Annotated in this window: 18 protein-coding genes, 1 tRNA gene and 2 pseudogenes; 11 read left to right on the top strand and 10 right to left on the bottom strand. The window is 61.8% G+C overall.

The genetic code is table 11. The annotated features are described in order from the left end of the window. The first annotated feature begins 22 nt into the window (after nt 1–22). A complete protein-coding gene (locus MXB53_RS11225; protein ID WP_248897592.1) occupies nt 23–421 on the top strand; it encodes an OsmC family protein in 399 nt (132 codons plus the stop codon). A 2-nt stretch (nt 422–423) separates the two neighbouring features. On the opposite strand, the gene MXB53_RS11220 is transcribed toward MXB53_RS11225, so the two are convergent. Beyond that, nucleotides 424–573: a hypothetical protein gene (locus MXB53_RS11220; protein WP_248897591.1), complete on the bottom strand. Its 150-nt coding sequence runs from the start codon at nt 571–573 to the stop codon at nt 424–426. Between the two features lie 224 nt (nt 574–797). On the opposite strand from MXB53_RS11220, the pseudogene MXB53_RS11215 reads away from it, so the two are divergent. Continuing rightward, nucleotides 798–1,424 (top strand): annotated as a pseudogene (locus MXB53_RS11215) (APC family permease); the annotation flags it as partial. Nucleotides 1,425–1,426: 2 nt separating this feature from the next. Beyond that, on the top strand, nt 1,427–2,080 hold the full coding sequence (locus MXB53_RS11210; protein WP_248897588.1) for a potassium channel family protein: 654 nt from the start codon (nt 1,427–1,429) through the stop codon (nt 2,078–2,080). Here the strand turns inward: MXB53_RS11210 and MXB53_RS11205 are convergent. Then, the gene (locus tag MXB53_RS11205; protein WP_248897587.1) at nt 2,077–2,853 is read right to left on the bottom strand and encodes an HAD-IIA family hydrolase; all 777 of its coding nucleotides are present in this window, start codon (nt 2,851–2,853) and stop codon (nt 2,077–2,079) included. The genes MXB53_RS11210 and MXB53_RS11205 overlap by 4 nt on opposite strands. A 92-nt stretch (nt 2,854–2,945) precedes the next feature. On the opposite strand from MXB53_RS11205, the gene MXB53_RS11200 reads away from it, so the two are divergent. Next, the gene (locus tag MXB53_RS11200) at nt 2,946–3,719 is read left to right on the top strand and encodes a GTP cyclohydrolase III (RefSeq protein WP_248897585.1); all 774 of its coding nucleotides are present in this window, start codon (nt 2,946–2,948) and stop codon (nt 3,717–3,719) included. Nucleotides 3,720–3,725: 6 nt separating this feature from the next. On the opposite strand, the gene MXB53_RS11195 is transcribed toward MXB53_RS11200, so the two are convergent. The 4 genes from MXB53_RS11195 to MXB53_RS11180 form a co-directional block, all read right to left on the bottom strand. Continuing rightward, entirely contained in the window at nt 3,726–4,889 is a 1,164-nt protein-coding gene (locus MXB53_RS11195; protein ID WP_248897584.1) for a pyridoxal-phosphate-dependent aminotransferase family protein, read from the bottom strand. Nucleotides 4,890–5,043: 154 nt separating this feature from the next. Then, nucleotides 5,044–5,469: a DUF7475 family protein gene (locus tag MXB53_RS11190; RefSeq protein WP_248897582.1), complete on the bottom strand. Its 426-nt coding sequence runs from the start codon at nt 5,467–5,469 to the stop codon at nt 5,044–5,046. Nucleotides 5,470–5,538: 69 nt separating this feature from the next. Further along, complete coding sequence (locus tag MXB53_RS11185) at nt 5,539–6,114, bottom strand: response regulator (RefSeq protein ID WP_248897581.1); 576 nt, start codon at nt 6,112–6,114, stop codon at nt 5,539–5,541. 99 nt (nt 6,115–6,213) lie between these two features. Next, entirely contained in the window at nt 6,214–6,378 is a 165-nt protein-coding gene (locus MXB53_RS11180; RefSeq protein ID WP_248897580.1) for a hypothetical protein, read from the bottom strand. 145 nt (nt 6,379–6,523) lie between these two features. Here MXB53_RS11180 and MXB53_RS11175 point away from each other — a divergent pair, with 145 nt between their 5' ends. The 4 genes from MXB53_RS11175 to MXB53_RS11160 all read left to right on the top strand — a co-directional run bounded on the left by MXB53_RS11175 (nt 6,524) and on the right by MXB53_RS11160 (nt 8,778). Continuing rightward, nucleotides 6,524–6,745, top strand: coding sequence for a DUF5795 family protein (locus MXB53_RS11175; RefSeq protein WP_248897578.1), 222 nt, complete (start codon nt 6,524–6,526; stop codon nt 6,743–6,745). Between the two features lie 40 nt (nt 6,746–6,785). Beyond that, nucleotides 6,786–6,962, top strand: a tRNA-Trp gene (locus MXB53_RS11170). Between the two features lie 218 nt (nt 6,963–7,180). Beyond that, nucleotides 7,181–7,546, top strand: coding sequence for a hypothetical protein (locus tag MXB53_RS11165; RefSeq protein ID WP_248897576.1), 366 nt, complete (start codon nt 7,181–7,183; stop codon nt 7,544–7,546). Continuing rightward, nucleotides 7,543–8,778, top strand: a complete 1,236-nt coding sequence (locus MXB53_RS11160) for a hypothetical protein (RefSeq protein WP_248897574.1) — start codon at nt 7,543–7,545, stop codon at nt 8,776–8,778. The genes MXB53_RS11165 and MXB53_RS11160 overlap by 4 nt, the downstream gene beginning before the upstream one ends. A 91-nt stretch (nt 8,779–8,869) precedes the next feature. On the opposite strand, the pseudogene MXB53_RS15970 reads toward MXB53_RS11160, so the two are convergent. After that, a pseudogene (locus MXB53_RS15970) lies at nt 8,870–9,397 on the bottom strand (helicase HerA domain-containing protein); the annotation flags it as partial. A 1,000-nt stretch (nt 9,398–10,397) separates the two neighbouring features. Here MXB53_RS15970 and MXB53_RS15965 point away from each other — a divergent pair. Beyond that, nucleotides 10,398–10,640, top strand: coding sequence for a DUF7386 family protein (locus tag MXB53_RS15965; RefSeq protein ID WP_425601204.1), 243 nt, complete (start codon nt 10,398–10,400; stop codon nt 10,638–10,640). Between the two features lie 655 nt (nt 10,641–11,295). Here the strand turns inward: MXB53_RS15965 and MXB53_RS11155 are convergent. From MXB53_RS11155 to MXB53_RS11145, 3 genes are all read right to left on the bottom strand, one after another. Further along, entirely contained in the window at nt 11,296–11,829 is a 534-nt protein-coding gene (locus tag MXB53_RS11155; RefSeq protein WP_248897573.1) for a restriction endonuclease, read from the bottom strand. A gap of 267 nt (nt 11,830–12,096) precedes the next feature. After that, nucleotides 12,097–12,342, bottom strand: a complete 246-nt coding sequence (locus MXB53_RS11150; protein WP_248897572.1) for a type II toxin-antitoxin system HicA family toxin — start codon at nt 12,340–12,342, stop codon at nt 12,097–12,099. A gap of 2 nt (nt 12,343–12,344) precedes the next feature. Beyond that, nucleotides 12,345–12,605, bottom strand: coding sequence for a type II toxin-antitoxin system HicB family antitoxin (locus MXB53_RS11145; protein ID WP_248897571.1), 261 nt, complete (start codon nt 12,603–12,605; stop codon nt 12,345–12,347). Nucleotides 12,606–12,955: 350 nt separating this feature from the next. On the opposite strand from MXB53_RS11145, the gene MXB53_RS11140 reads away from it, so the two are divergent. Both MXB53_RS11140 and MXB53_RS11135 read left to right on the top strand, forming a co-directional pair. Continuing rightward, entirely contained in the window at nt 12,956–13,195 is a 240-nt protein-coding gene (locus MXB53_RS11140) for a hypothetical protein (protein ID WP_248897570.1), read from the top strand. Between the two features lie 85 nt (nt 13,196–13,280). Next, nucleotides 13,281–14,681 (top strand): DUF7289 family protein, encoded by a 1,401-nt coding sequence (locus MXB53_RS11135; RefSeq protein ID WP_248897569.1) that lies wholly within the window; start codon nt 13,281–13,283, stop codon nt 14,679–14,681. Nucleotides 14,682–14,705: the final 24 nt, after the last annotated feature.

Here is a 14,705-nt window from a genome sequence, read left to right as displayed (position 1 = left end):
ACAGGCCGTTCCTTTCGACGGAATGAGTGACATCGAAACCATCACCGTCAGCGAGGAAGGCTTCGCGTGTGTCAATCAGGTCGGCGACTTCGAGTTCACGATCGACGCCACCGACCAGGACGGCCCGAACCCGAACGCAGCCCTCGTGGCGACCTACGCCTCCTGTTTCCTCCCGGCGTTCCGCGTCGGCGGCGAGCAGCGTGGGCACGACGATCTCGGCAAGGTACAGATCGATGCCGACGCCACGCTCGACGACGACGATGATCTCGCGTCGATCCACTTTGCGATCCACGTCGAAGCGGACATCGACGACGAGACGCTAGCCGAGATCGTCGAGCGTGCGGAGGATATCTGTCACGTCGACGCGGCGCTTCGTGACGGCCTCGCGGCCGACATCGATGTCTACGGCGACGCCTTCTAGCTCTAGCGGCGACGACCCCGGTACCACCGGTAACTCATCGCCTGCCCGTCGACGATGACGACCTCCTGGCCCTCGGTCGTCGGGTGATCGTCGTCGTCTCCGTCGTCCCCGATCGGTTCGCGGAAGACGTATGGGCTGTGGTTCGGTGCCATACGACGTGGTACTGCCTTGCACACAAATAAAGTTGCGTCAGACGGTTTATCGCGCACTTTCTTGGTCCCGCCGCCCTCGAGTCCGACAGTCGGAGGATGGTCTGCGGACATATCGGCGGCTGCCGTGACCGTGTCGAGTGGCTGTCGAAGCAGGTTTCGCCAGCATCGCCGGGAGGGAAGCCCCCGTGAGCAGCCACGGCGAGCGCTCGCCGGAGGCCAGCCTCGGCCTCCTCGACGCGACGATGATCAGCATGGGGGCGATGATCGGCGCGGGCATCTTCGTCCTGACGGGGCTTCCCCTCGTGCAAAACGGCGGGTCGATCATCGTCTTCGGCGCCGTCTTCTCGACGCTGACCGCGCTCAACGCCGTGGTCATCTCCGCCTCGCGCGTGGCGTTCTCGATGGGCCGTGAGGAGCAACTCGTCCCCTCTTTCGGCCAACTCCACCACCGCTACGGAACGCCGCTGGTCGCCATCCTCGCCAGCGGCGTGGTGATGGCCGGATCGGTGGCGTTGCCCACCCAGAGCGCCGGCAACGTCTCCAGTCTCTTCTTTCTCCTCTCCTTTATCGTCGTCAACGCCACCGTCATCAAACTCCGCCGGGAGCGACCGGATATGACCCGGCCGTACGAACTGCCGTACTACCCCATCCCGCCGCTGGTGGGCATCGGCCTCAATCTGCTCTTGACCGGCGTTCTGATCCGACATCTGTTCCGGAGCGATCCGCGGGCGCTCGTTCTCAGCGCCGGTTGGATCCTGCTCGGCGGCGTCGCCTACGTCGTCCACACGCGACTCCTGTCGACGCCGAGCGGCGACACCGACCGACCGACGACCCAACAGTCATCCGATTGACCATGACCAGTCACCTCGACATCATCATCGCGGGCGGCGGACGTGTCGGCCTTCAGGCAGCGGCGCTGCTCGACGACCGCGGGCACACCGTCACGGTGATCGACGCCGATCAGGAGCGGTGTGCGGCGCTCGCCGACGAGTATCTCGCGACCGTCGTCCAGGGTGACGCCTCGAATCCGGATATCCTCCAGCAGGCCGGCGTCGAATCCTGTGACGTGATCGCTGGGCTGACCGGCCACGCGGGGCTGAACCTGGCGGTCTGTATGGAAGCGTCGGAGCTGGCAGACGACGTCCGGACGGTCGCCCGCATCGACCACGGCCGCAAGGCGCAGTACGACCGGTTCGTCGACGCCACGGTCTTTCCCGAGCACGCCGGTGCGCGCACGGCCGTCAACGAAATCGAGGGGGAGAGCGTTCGGACGCTCGCCGACGTGACGGGCACGCTCGACATCATGGAGATCCGGATGGCCGAGGGCGCACCCGCCGCCGGGAAGGAACTGCAGGACGTTCGGTTTCCCTCCGGTACGCTCGTCGTCTCGGACGACGAGGGCGAACGCGTCGCCCGTTCGGGGACGACGCTGACGCCTAGGAACCGCTACGTCGTCGCGGTCGAACTTGGCGTCGTCGACGAGGTGTTGAACCTGCTCCGTGGCTAGAGCACCCGCCCGATGTCGCCGAGGGAGTCGAGGACGTGATCCGGCGTCACCTCGCTGTCGGCCAGGTCGTCGTCGTCGGTGACGCCGGTCCGGACCAGCGCCGTCGTCATCCCCGCGCGTTCGCCGAGGGCGATGTCGGTGTCGAGGCGGTCACCGACGACTAGACAGTCCGCGGGCGGGACACCGATCCGATCGCGGACGAGCCGGCGGGCCGGCGCCGACGGTTTGCCGAGGACGACGTCCGGCTCCCGGCCGACCACGCCCGCGACGGCGTTGATGATTGCGCCCGACCCCGGAACGTTTCCCTCGGCGGCCGGGATCACCATGTCGGGATCGGTGCCGACGATGGTGGCCTCGCCCGAACACGCCCGCAGCGCCGCCGCGAGGCGGTCGTAGTCGAACGAGCGATCGATGGAGAGGACGACGGTGTCGGCCCGTGTCCCGTCGTCGACGACCGTCAACCCGGTGTCGGTCAACTGCTCGACCAGCGCTTGCTCGCCGACGACGAACAGCGCGTCGTCGGCGTGTCGCTCGGCGAGGTAGTCGGTGGTGATCGTTCCGGCGGTGACGATTTCGTCGGGCGCGGCGTCGAAACCGGCGCGACGGAGCCGGTCAGCGTAGGCCGGCGGCCGCTTGGTCGGGTTGTTCGAGACGAACAGGCGCCGGAGGCCCGCCGATGCCAGGCGGTCGAGCCCGTCGGCAGCGCCCGGGATCGGCTCGTCGCCACGGACGACCGTCCCATCCACGTCGAGGATGGCTCCGCGATAGGACATAGCCGCCATAGGCGCGACGCGTAGTTGAACCCCGCGTTCGCGGCCGGACGGAACCAAAGAGCCATCAAGCAGCCCACCTAGCCTCCGGTACCGTGACGAACACGCAGTTGACGCTCGTTCAGATCGACAACTACGGGCCGTGGACGGTGACGCCGGAACCGCGACGCGAGATGGATCTCCAGACCCTCCAGTCTCGGCTGTTCGCCGACCTCGCCCAGTTCGTCGGCCACCGGGGTGGGTACATTTTCTTCACCCGCTTCGACAACATGGTGGCCGTGACCAACGGCCTCGATGCCGACGACCATCGGCTCCTCCAGGAGTCGACGGGGAACCGCTACCCGGTCACCGTCAGCCTCGGTATCGGCACCGATCCGAATCCGGCGGTCGCACTGGAACGAGCGACCGAACGGTTGCAGCGAGCGGGAAGCGCACAGGATCAGGAGCGCCGCGAGGTACTGTCCGGCGAGCCGATCGACGACACCACCGACGACGACGTCGCCATCGCTCACTTCGACGTGAACGACGCGACCGAGAAGTACACCGACCGACTCAACGAGTTCGACTCGTTCATCCAGATCGAACAGGGATACGCGACGCTGATGCGGTATCTCCGGGAGGAGCACGGCGGCCTCTCCTTTTTCGTCGGTGGCGACAACATCATCGCCGTCACGCCCGACTTGGACGCCGAGGCGTACCACGGCGCCATCGACCACGTCGAGCAGTCGGTCGGCGTCGATCTCAAGGTCGGCGTGGGGCGCGGCGCGACCGCTCACGACGCGGGCATCGTGGCGAAACACGCACTGGAAGAGTGTCGGCACCGACAGACGGCCGTCGAACTGCACGACGCGCCGATGGACGCCGAGTAGTCGGCGTTACGCCTCGATCGGCGGTTCGTCGACGTCGTAGTTCTGGGCTTCGAGCGCGTCTTCCATCGCCGCCAGCAGGGCAGCGACGTTCTGTCGACGAGCGGAGTAGCCCATGCAGCCGATGCGCCAGATGTCGCCTTCGAGCGCGCCGAGACCGCTCGCGATCTCGATGTCGTACTCGTCCATCAGGAAGTCGATGACGGCGGCGTCGTCGACGCCGTCAGGCACCTCGACGGAGTTCAGGCTGGGGAGCCAGTACTCCTTCTCGGCAGCGGGTTCGAGACCGAGGTCCTGCAGGCCGGCACGGAGCTCGCCGGCGACCTCGCGGTGGCGCTCCCAGCGGTTCTCCAGCCCCTCTTCGGCGACGAGACGCAGCGCCTCGCGCAGGCCGTAGAAGTTCGTCGTCGGCGCGGTGTGGTGGTAGTTGCGCTCGTCGCCCCAGTACTCCATGACGAGATCCAGGTCGAGATACCAGGAGCCGGTGTCGGTATCGCGGTTCTCGATCTTCTCGCGCGCCCGCTCGCCGATGGTGAGCGGCGTCGCGCCGGGCGTACAGGAGAGGCATTTCTGGGGGCTGCCGTAGGCGGCGTCGATGCCCCACTCGTCGATACGGAGTTCGACGCCGGACAGGGACGTGACGCAGTCGGCGATGACGAGGGCGTCGTGGTCGTGGGCGATGTCGGTCAGTTCGGGGACGTTCGGCTGGCAGACGCCCGTACTCGTCTCGGCGTGGATGAAGCCGAAGACATCGGGCTGGTGCTCGTCGAAGGCGTCGGCCACGTCCGCGGGCTGGAGGGGTTCGCCCCACGGCGCGTCGACGGTGACCACGTCGCCGCCGGCGCGGCGCGCGATCTTGCCCATCCGGTCGCCGAAGTAGCCGTTCGTGGGCACCAGCATCGTGTCGCCGGGTTCGACGATGTTGCCGATGGCCGTCTCCATCGCCGCCGTGCCCGTGCCGCTGGTCGCGAGCGTCCACTCGTTGTCCGTCTGGAACGTGTACCGGAGCAGTTCCTGGATGTCGTCCATGATCTCCAGGAAGGACGGGTCCATGTAGCCGAGCGCCTGCGTCGACATCGCTCGGAGCACGCGCGGGTCGATCATGCTCGGGCCGGGGCCCATCAGAATTCGTGACGGTGTATCGAGTTCGCTCGTCTCAGGTGGACTCCTCATGGTCGAACTGAGGGACGAGCAGGATAAAAACCTGGGTGTTCGTGGCAATATATTGTCGAAGGGCATCTTCGACGATTGCGGAATGTGACCGCCGGACACACCTCGTGGTGTCGCCGTCGGCGGATCTCTCCGATCGATAGCTGTTGTCGCTCCGTCAGGTCTCCGTATTCGTATACAGTGCGAGGGCGCTCACGACGAGCAGGACTTCCGCGGTCTTCGCGATGACCGCCATCACGTTGAGTTCACCGCCCATGTAGAACGCCGACGCGAAGCCGTCGAACCCGCCCCACAGGAAGAAGGCGACGAAGGTGACGAGGGCGTAGCCGGCGGCGACGGCGAAGAGTTCCCGCTGCCAGTATCGGGTCAGATAGATGGCGGTGCCGCCGAGAAAGCCCAGGCCGTTGAGGGCAAAGAGAATGCCGAGCGTCTGGCTGAAGCCGATCACCTGCGGGGCTAGGAACAGGTGGATCACTCCTGTCACGGCGGCCAGTACGATGGGCAGGTAGCCGAGGGAGGACTCGGGCAGGCTCACGATCGATTCTCCACCACTCGCGGTCGCTCCGGATTCGGCGCGTGCCATACATCCGAATGTCAACGTCGCGATACAAATAGCTTGGTCCGATTCTCGGTCCGTGGCGACGGCCCCTGGTTACAGATCTGCGTCTTCGAAATCGTAAAACACCGCCTCGAAATCCCCTGTTTCCATCCGGGATTCGAGTTCTTCGATCCGGTGGCGTGTGTCTTCGAACTCGTCTTTGAGGCGGCGATACTCGTCGCTCTCGGCGAGTTCCGCCTCCGTCTTGTGTGACTCCAGGGCGGCAAGTTTGGAGGCAGTGGCGAACATCTCCGCCAGCTGCTGGTCGTACTCGTCGCGTTCGAGTAGCCCGCTGACAAGCCGCTGGAGGTCTTCGCGGAAGAGCGGCTTGACCACGTAGTCGTCGAACCCCATCTCGAGGACGTCGAAATCAGGTTCGACCGCCGTCACCATCGCGACTCTGACGGAAAGGTCGCGTTCGCGGATCGTTTCGAGCACCTCGTCGCCCGAGATGCCGGGCATCAGGCGATCGAGCAACACCACGTCGATGTCTTCGTCGACCTCCTCCAGCGCTTCCTCGCCGCTCGTCGCGACACGAACGTCGTACTCCTCGGAGAGCCACTGGGCGAACAGTTCCGCCAGCTCGGTCTCGTCCTCGACGATGAGTACGCTGGGTGGTGACGAAGTCATGGGACCGCCGATTCCGTTCGGCGACGGGACGTTACGACGGGACGGTAAAAGGTATTGCTCCTCCCCGGGGAGTGCCCGGGACGGATCGCACCGCGCGGTTTAGGATTCCGCCGTCGGTCGGCGGCGTTCGAGCGTCAGCGTTCCGCAGACCGGACAGAGGTAGTGGTCGTCGTCGAACGACGACTCGCACTTCGAACAGACGTACTTCGACCCCTCGCCCGGTCCCAGGTCGAGCATTCCTTCGTAGCTGTACGGTGCAGTCACAGTTTCCACGCCCCCACGGTGTGTCTCCCGTGTACTCCCATCTCATCCGGTCGTACTATCTGCGAGTACCAAAAGTTACCGGTCACGGAGAACCCCGCCCCCCCGGGTACGCAGGGCTTACCTGTCTTCACCCCCTCCGGTTCGTATGAGCAACCGCGTCGTGCAGGGGCGGATGGTGACCGCCGAACGCCTGGCCGAACTGATCGAGGGCGAACGACCGATGGAGGCCGACGACATCGAGGACGCCGACCGCGACTGTCCCGAGTGTGGCGGTGATGTCCTCGCCGTCGCGTACATGCCCTCGGTGACGGAGCTGATCACGGGCTACAAATGCCAGGAATGCGACTGGTCTGCCGACGACCGATAACCGAAATCCCTTTACCGTCCTTCGGGTAACGACTTGTCGAGGGGTTGTGGCCAAGCCCGGCATGGCGACTGACTCCAGAGGCCACGCCCGGTGACGACACTCCAGACTGATATACCGAGCGCGCGACTGATCATCGCTGCGCGACGACGACCCTCTGGAGTACCGAGGCACGACCGGAGATATCAGTCGATCGGGGGTTCAAATCCCTCCAACCCCATACCGTCCTTAAAGACAATAGCGACGGTGAGCCGCCGATCTGCGAATACTGCGGCGGCTTCATCCCTCGCTTTCCTTACAAGTGTCCTGCGCTCGACAACGGGTGGTGTATGCCATGAGACGCCACTGCCCGACCTGCGGGACGCGTCTCATCATGACCACGTCGCGCGGAGGCCTTCCTCGCCGGACCTGCCCCGAGTGTAACGGGGGTGGCGAGCGGTGAGCACCGAGACGCCGGTCGGCGGGTATCCCGAAATCGACCTGCCCGACGACTTCGACGACTCGACGTCCTGGCAACGTGCTCGCGAGGAAGAGACGCGCGTCGAGCCGATCAACCGCGCCGAGTGGATGGTCCGCGTCGGCGACGGTGATCGTCACCGCGTCGTGTTCGGTACACGCTCGGGCCAGCCCGTCGGCGAGTGCGACTGTCTGGGTCACAACCATCACGGGTGGTGCGCCCACCTCGCCGCCATGCTGCTCGCCTACGTCCGCAACGAGATCGTCGTCGCCGACCTCGACGTCGACATCGCCGAAGAGAACGCGATGCTGTGGCGCCAGTACCGGCGCGACGGAGGGGAGGCATGAGCGGTCACTCTGGGAGCGGGAGTGAGCAACACGTTCTGCTCCCCCTTGTAACGTATCAGTCCGGAATCTCCGAGTACCGCTGCCAGAAATGCAACAGGACCGGACTCGGAGGGGTCCGGGGACCGTGCAACGGACAGCCGGAGACGGACGACGTGGACCGCGGCGAGGGGCCGCGGACGGACGGCGGTACGGACGCGGACGGTACTGACCGCTACCGGGTCGGCGACGCGCTGGCCGAGCTGCGCTCGCTCCCGAGCGAGTCCGCGGCGGTCGTCGCGCTCGACGACGCCTGGGCGCGACCAAAGCGCGGGGATGCCTTCGGTGTGGAGTACCCGACGCACGACTTTGCCGAGACAAAGCAAACCCTCTCGGCCTGCCGAGAGGTGCTCAAACCCGGTGGCTGGCTGATAGCGGACGCCGACGACTGGCTTCTCCCCCGACTTGTCAACTACCTTCGGGAGAACTGGGGAGACGCCGCGGAGACGTACCAGAACGGATATAGAAAGGTCGGCGGTGTCACGCTCACGTCGTCGAGCGGCGAGCCCGACCGGAGCACTCCCGGGATGTACGGTTCTACGGGCGGCTACCCTGTCGTCTTCGCGCACAAAGGCGAGACAGATCGCCGGTGGTCCGAGTCCGCTCGGCAGATCGCCCGCCGGCCGCAGGACCGCTACGGTTGGGGGAGCGTCAAGCCCGTCGAGCCCTACGAGGCGTGGATCGACGCGATCACCGAGCCCGGCGAGACGGTCGTCGTTCCGTGTGCTGGCACGGCGCCGGCCGCGATCGCCGCCGAGCGACTCGGACGGGAGTGGGTCGCTATCGACTGCGAGCCTGAAGCCCGCGACGCTTACCAACGGCGCCGCGAGAGCGAGCTCGCGACTGGTGAGCAGAAGCCGCTGATCACCGACGGCGGTACCGTCGAGGACGGGAGTGGGTACGGACGGGGAAACGTAAACCGCGAGTCTGCCGACGAGTTGGTGCGCGTTGTCGCTCATATCCGCGATGATCAGCCATCTCCTGAGTTTGCTCCTGTGATTTGCTACGATTGCGATAAACAGGGGTATGCAGCCTGTTGCTACGCCAGTAAACTGGAGGAGGCAACTCCAGAGACGTGGCGAACAGTCCTCGTCTGTCGGACTTGCGCCGAACTCGTTTGGCCCGTTCTTTTTTGGATCTATCTAAGGATACAATATCGTCAACAGTTGGGGGTCGAACGGTGCGGAAGTCCTTGAGATAGTTGCTGGTCTCGTCGGATAGTACCTGCTGGACGCGTAAATGTGCCACCTCGATGTTTTCTGGATCCAAAAGATCAGATCGAAGGGGTTTCACATTGTCCTCACTCGGCTGAGCACCGAATTTATAAATCGTTGTCCTCTCCCCGAGATCAGCTAAGGCTTTCTCGTCTTGCTCATTCGTGTAGGCATATTCGCCGCTGGGGTCGAACAGTAGCTGACCAACTTGTTCATTGGCCGTTTCAATCGCTGTCGCGAGAATCTTCATAGCGTTCGATTTGCCAGTTCGGGTCATTCCGAACAGAGCTGTTTTCGTCCCAATGAAATCGTCAATCGGTATCGACACAGTCGGGCGGTTATCGTCTGTATCCCAAATCTGAGTACTCGTGTACTTTACATCGCCAAGGTCAACTTGGACCTCGCTCCGATGGGATGGGTAACTCCCAACCCACGAAAGGGCCTGATCTTGGAGCTTGTAGACTATGTAGTTCCCCGCCGAGAAGACATTCTGAATATCGCACCCATATCGTAGGAGTTTGTCAACATCCGGCTCATCATCTTTCGGTGTATCGTAGTAGAATGTCCCGAGGACCTTTGCAGTCACGCCTGAGTACTGCATCTCTCGGCGTGTGAGTAGATCTGCTACGTCCTCTTCACTGGGTTTCGAGCCGTTTTGTGATGTGACAGTCTGTCGAATCGCGTCATGACGATTCGTTTTGAGGCGCGTCTCTGTCGGTAGTTCGGCCGGACCCATTACCCGTAGCAGCATTGCATGGTTTGGGTCTCCAATGAGTGGGGACTCTTCCTCACTCTCGGAGTCTACTTCCGTTCCCGGAACAGTCCACTCGTCGGTACCAGTCTCCGATTCCTCAGGATCGACAGCTTGCACCATTGGACGCGCTATTAGGAGACTATGACGGGGGAGGCCGCCGGCTTCACGTGTCCAGTAGTCGTTAACAAGCATTGAGCACTCATCATACTCCATGGAGAAGATACCGCCTACGTGCGAGCTTTCATCGATCAGATCGTTAATGGAGGGCTCACCGGAGGGCAACCCGTCAGGCATGGAACCCACTATTCAACGAAGTGTTATAATCCTAGGCTGTCTGGAATGTGAGTAGATCAACGAGTATTCGAAGCCGACGAAGCGTATAGATGGAGCTCATTACTGCAATCGATCGGAAGCTATGACACATTCGACAGAATACGACGATTTCGAACAGCATGTTCAGAATATCTTAGCAAGAGAAACTAGCTATATCTGCAAGAAACAACCCGAAGTTGGGCAGTCCGGAAATAAATGGACCGCAGACTGTGTCCTACTTGATGAGAATGGACTTCGGAAGGGGTATGTCGAAGTTAAAGAAACATCGCGCTCATCGAATCAGAGTACGTATATCAATCATATGCGGCGCGCGTACGCTGAGATGGGAGATTTCCGAAATATGGATATCCCGAAGGCAGTCGTCGTCGCAGCCAAGCGTGATTTCGGACGTATCGACTGGGACGCAATGCTTGGATCCATCGACTGTCGTCTCGTAGATGTAGATAATATTGGGCGGTTCACCCGCCAATTCAGATAGCCGAAGTTGGTGTCGACATCTTGGTGGCAGTCAGCGATGCAGTCGCGATTTCTTCACATCCACTTGATGATCCGCATATACAACACTGACGAGAGAGCCGACGGCAGCGACGACTCACCGACGAGCGATGTTCTCGACGCTGCACTCACTCATCTGATCCAGAGCGAGCAGAACCTTCGCGACGCTCGCGACGATTTCGATCCCGCGACGATTCAGCGTTTTAATACAGAAGTGGTCGCACTACAGTACCGATCCCGAATTGACTCTCGTTGGTGGTAGTATCTCTACCTACATATTAATAGATTTCAGACACGTGTCTCCCTATGGATCAGTGTCACAATACACCAGACACAAGTTTACTAGGGCTGATTAATCCTGGCAGCCCGACGCGATATCGGTATCTTCTGTGGGAAGGTGTGAAGAATTTTGTTGATATATTTTCACTCTTTTGTTTCCTCATCATGACTGCCCCAAAAGTGTGGATTTTTCTCTATTCCTCTCACTATATTCTCTGGCTTATAGGAGTAGGCTATATTACCGGGAAGATCTCTAGTTTGTTCTTTGATATTCCATGGTGGTTCGAAGCAGTCGATTCTCTCACCACGGTCATAACACTCCCCTCAAAAACTCTCGAAGTATGCTTCAGCTGCCTCGTGAGACAAGATTAGTTGCTATCTACGGTATTATGTGCGAGCGGCGCTAAGACCGGGACGCAGAATGCGATACTCGGCCAAATCAGACGGTTCGGTTTCTTATCGGCATTATTCTGATGAAGTCCCAGAGCGTCAAGGAAGATAAAGACAGGAGCAGTCATCCAACCCGCCATCGCAAGATAGGCAGCGCCATTCACCGATAATAGGGGGAATAGAGAGGGATCGATCGAAAGTGCGAACCCCGCGCCGGAGACGAGGGTCGCTAAAACCACCCATTTCACCTACCCGGTCGTCGTTGGGGATGTCGAAGTGGTAGAACTCTTCGAGTCAGAGCTTTGCTCAGTGGATGTCGATTTGGTCGGCTCCTCGTCGATCTCGCTCAGCGGCGGAGCGTATTCATCGAGCAGGTCGTGAGCACCGTGACGTTCCACCATCTCGACGAGATCGTCACCGTCGACGAGTTTGACGTTGTGTTCGCGCGCCCAATTTTTCGCGTGGGCCGTGAATCCGCTCGTCGTCACGACTACTGCAGCGTCGGCATTCGTGTCCTGTTCCTTCAGAGAATGGTACTGCTGTATCTTCGGGCGTCCGACCTTGTTGCCTGCGCTGTACCGCTTCGCCTGAATGGCGAGTCGCTGGTCAATCGTTCCCTTCTTGTCGGCAATTACGTCGATGCCCTGATCGTTGGTGTCTTGCGAAACCGACGTCGTCCAACCCTCTTTTTCCCAGAGTTCCCCGACAAAATTCTCGAAATCGTACGGGTCGATATTCTGAAGCCTCTCCTTCTTCTCTTGCTCCTCCAGCTGGGAACTCATTACCGGTGGTCCCCCACCTGGAGCATACTCTTATACTTCTGAGGTTTGACTTCCACGATGCGGGTTGGTTACCTACCCCAGCCCCTTTTGGTCATACGGCGTCAACTCGTAATCCTTTAACTTGAACCTAGAGAGTCGAATAACTAGCCCTCGGACAATTCCTCGATGGGAAGAGCGGTCGATACCGCGCTGGATGGCGGGCCTGCTCGCCGACTTCGGCGTGCGTGGAATCCGAACTGGCGTTCGAGGAGGTAAGTGAGAGACGGGTCAGCGATGCTCGTCGATCCAGCGACACCACGCGTGGAAGTCGTTAGCGCCGCACTGCTCCGCGATTTTCCGAAGCGTATCTCCTCCGATTTCGTGGCCGAGCGGGACAGTAACGTTCCGCGTCTCGCCCGTCTCAGGGTGGACATATCGGAGTTTGAGATGGCTTCCCGTTCGGTCGACCGGGCGATACCCCATCTCAGTCAACGCACTCACGATCTCTCGGCCCGCGAATCGCGTTTGAACCACAATTACTCCGCAGAATCAAACCACGGCGCGTCTGGAACCACCGTCTCGTCGGGCACGTTTTCGGGGTCGATGCCCAGCTCCCGAAGGTCCTCGTCGGTGACCGGTTCGCCAGCCTCGCCTTTGTGGAGCGCGACCGCCTCATCGAGCATCTCCAAGGCTTCCTCCCGGGTTTCGCCCTGGCTGGCGACGTTCAGCTCCTCGTCAATGGCCGACCAGACGCCCTCGTCCTCCTCGATCAGGCGGATTTCGCGGCCCGTGCTCATAGGTGGTGGTAGTGGTGGTGCGCCGATAAGTGTTCGGGGCCCGTACTACTCGGGGAACGTGTCCGTGCCCAACAGTAGATATCTGCCACGAGGCGCCACTTCCGAATAGGCTGATCACTCAACTGACCGCCGCCTAGAAAAACGGGATCAGTTGCGTAACGACGAGCCAGACCAGCGCTCCCACGACGGCCACGAACGTGAGCACGCTTATGATATCCCCGATCAGCTTGGCAGGGTCCATAGTCGAGTGACGTTCTGGACGCCAAATAATCGTTTCGGGGCGTAGAGACACTGCCCGGAACGATTCCGTGCCCCCACCTCTTTTCTCTCTCCACATCGACCCCCGACGTATGCCTGCCTCGCCCGACGACGATATCCTGACTGACCGCTCCGACGACTCGTTTTTTACCTGGTATCACCACGCGCTCGCCATCGGCTACACCGTCAGCGCCGCCGTCTCCATGTCGTCGTCGTCGCTGCCGCTCACCCAACTGGTGCTCTACACCGCCGCCTCGCTGTGTGGCGTGTATCTCGTCGTCGCGGTGCTCACCGTCATCTGGCGGCGAGTCGTCCCAGGTTTGCTCGCGTAACGAGCGGCCACCGGAGCGTCTCGCCAACTATCGCTGGCGAAAATCGGCCAGTCACCTTTTACGCGCTGACGCCGTTTCTCTGGCTATGTCGCGGTCGCGAGTCCCCTGGCTGTACCGGTTCGTTCGAGACCGGCAGGCACAGTCGGAGCCGCTCGCGGTGATTCTTCTCGTCGGGCTCACGCTCGTCGGGGCAGGAACCGTCGTTGTGTTCGGCGCGAACGCCATTGACGAATCGGCTACGTCGGTGGATGTCGCCCAGGCGGAGCACGCGATGACGCAGTTGGACTCGAAGGCGAGCCTGGTCGCGCACGGCTCGTCGGACTCCCAGCGGGTCAGCCTCCGGGAGAACGGTCGTGGGACGACCAGCGTCGATAACGACGCCGGTCGCATGACCGTTCGCATCATCAACGGCACGCACGGCAACGAGACGATTCTCAACGAGACTCTGGGTGCCGTCAGATACGATCGCGGTCGGACGACGATGGCCTACCAGGGCGGTGGCGTCTGGCGAAGCGACGGGAGCGGGAGCACGATGGTGTCGCCCCCGGAGTTCCACTACCGACAGGGGACGCTGACGCTCCCCTTGGTCCGCGTTCGAAGCGATGGCTTCACCGGCCGTTCAGCCCGGATCACACAGACCACGCCGGTCGAGGGGAAGTATCCGAACGCGTCACGATCCAACCCGCTCACGCAGGGGCGTGTCACCGTGACCGTTCAGAGCGACTACTACGAGGCGTGGGGAGCGTTTTTCGAAGATCGAACCACCGGCGACGTGACGTACGATCACGCCGAGCAGACTGCCAAGATCGAGTTACAGACCCCGTTCAAAGAGGAGTTCGACAACGTACTCTCGACGACCGATGGCGGGATCCGGGCCAACGGTGGCGATCCACCGTCGCCCTCGGAAACCGATGTCAACTACCGCTCGGCGGATAGCCGGATCGAGAGCCAGATCCAGGACTGCCGCGACTCCGACGACTGTAAGGCCTGGACGCCGGACATCGACAGTTCGGGGCGGTACTACACCGACAGCGACGTGAAAAACGACGACATCTCGATCGACACCAGTGATGGAAACGTCTCGCTCGTCGTCGACGGCTCGTTCGAACCGAACAGCGTCACCATCACCGGCGATAACACCACTACTGTGTTCGTGAAGGGCGATGTCGAATTCGGCGAGGCGAACGAGGGTGGCTCACCCGACGACTTCCGCGTGCTGGTCCACTCCGCCAGCGATGTCTCTATGGGAGGGAACGCCGTCTTCGTCGGACTGCTCTACGCGCCCGAGTCCGACATCACGCTGAACGGGAACGGGAAGATGACGGGCAGCATCATCGGCGAACAGATCACTATCAACGGCCAACCGGCCAACGACTTCACCCACGATCCATCCGTCACGAACGTCAATCTGGGTATCGGCCCCGGTGCGCCCCCGGTGCTGTACCTCCACGTATCGGTTACGACCGTGACCGTCGAGAACGGCTGACGGCGTCGTTCGCTTCCGGGCCCA

Origin of the sequence: Haloplanus sp. XH21 (genome assembly GCF_023276355.1) — an archaeon.
In the GTDB taxonomy this organism is placed as follows: domain Archaea; phylum Halobacteriota; class Halobacteria; order Halobacteriales; family Haloferacaceae; genus Haloplanus; species Haloplanus halobius.
Note: the sequence above shows the minus strand (reverse complement) of the source record. Positions and strands in the feature narration are given on the sequence as shown.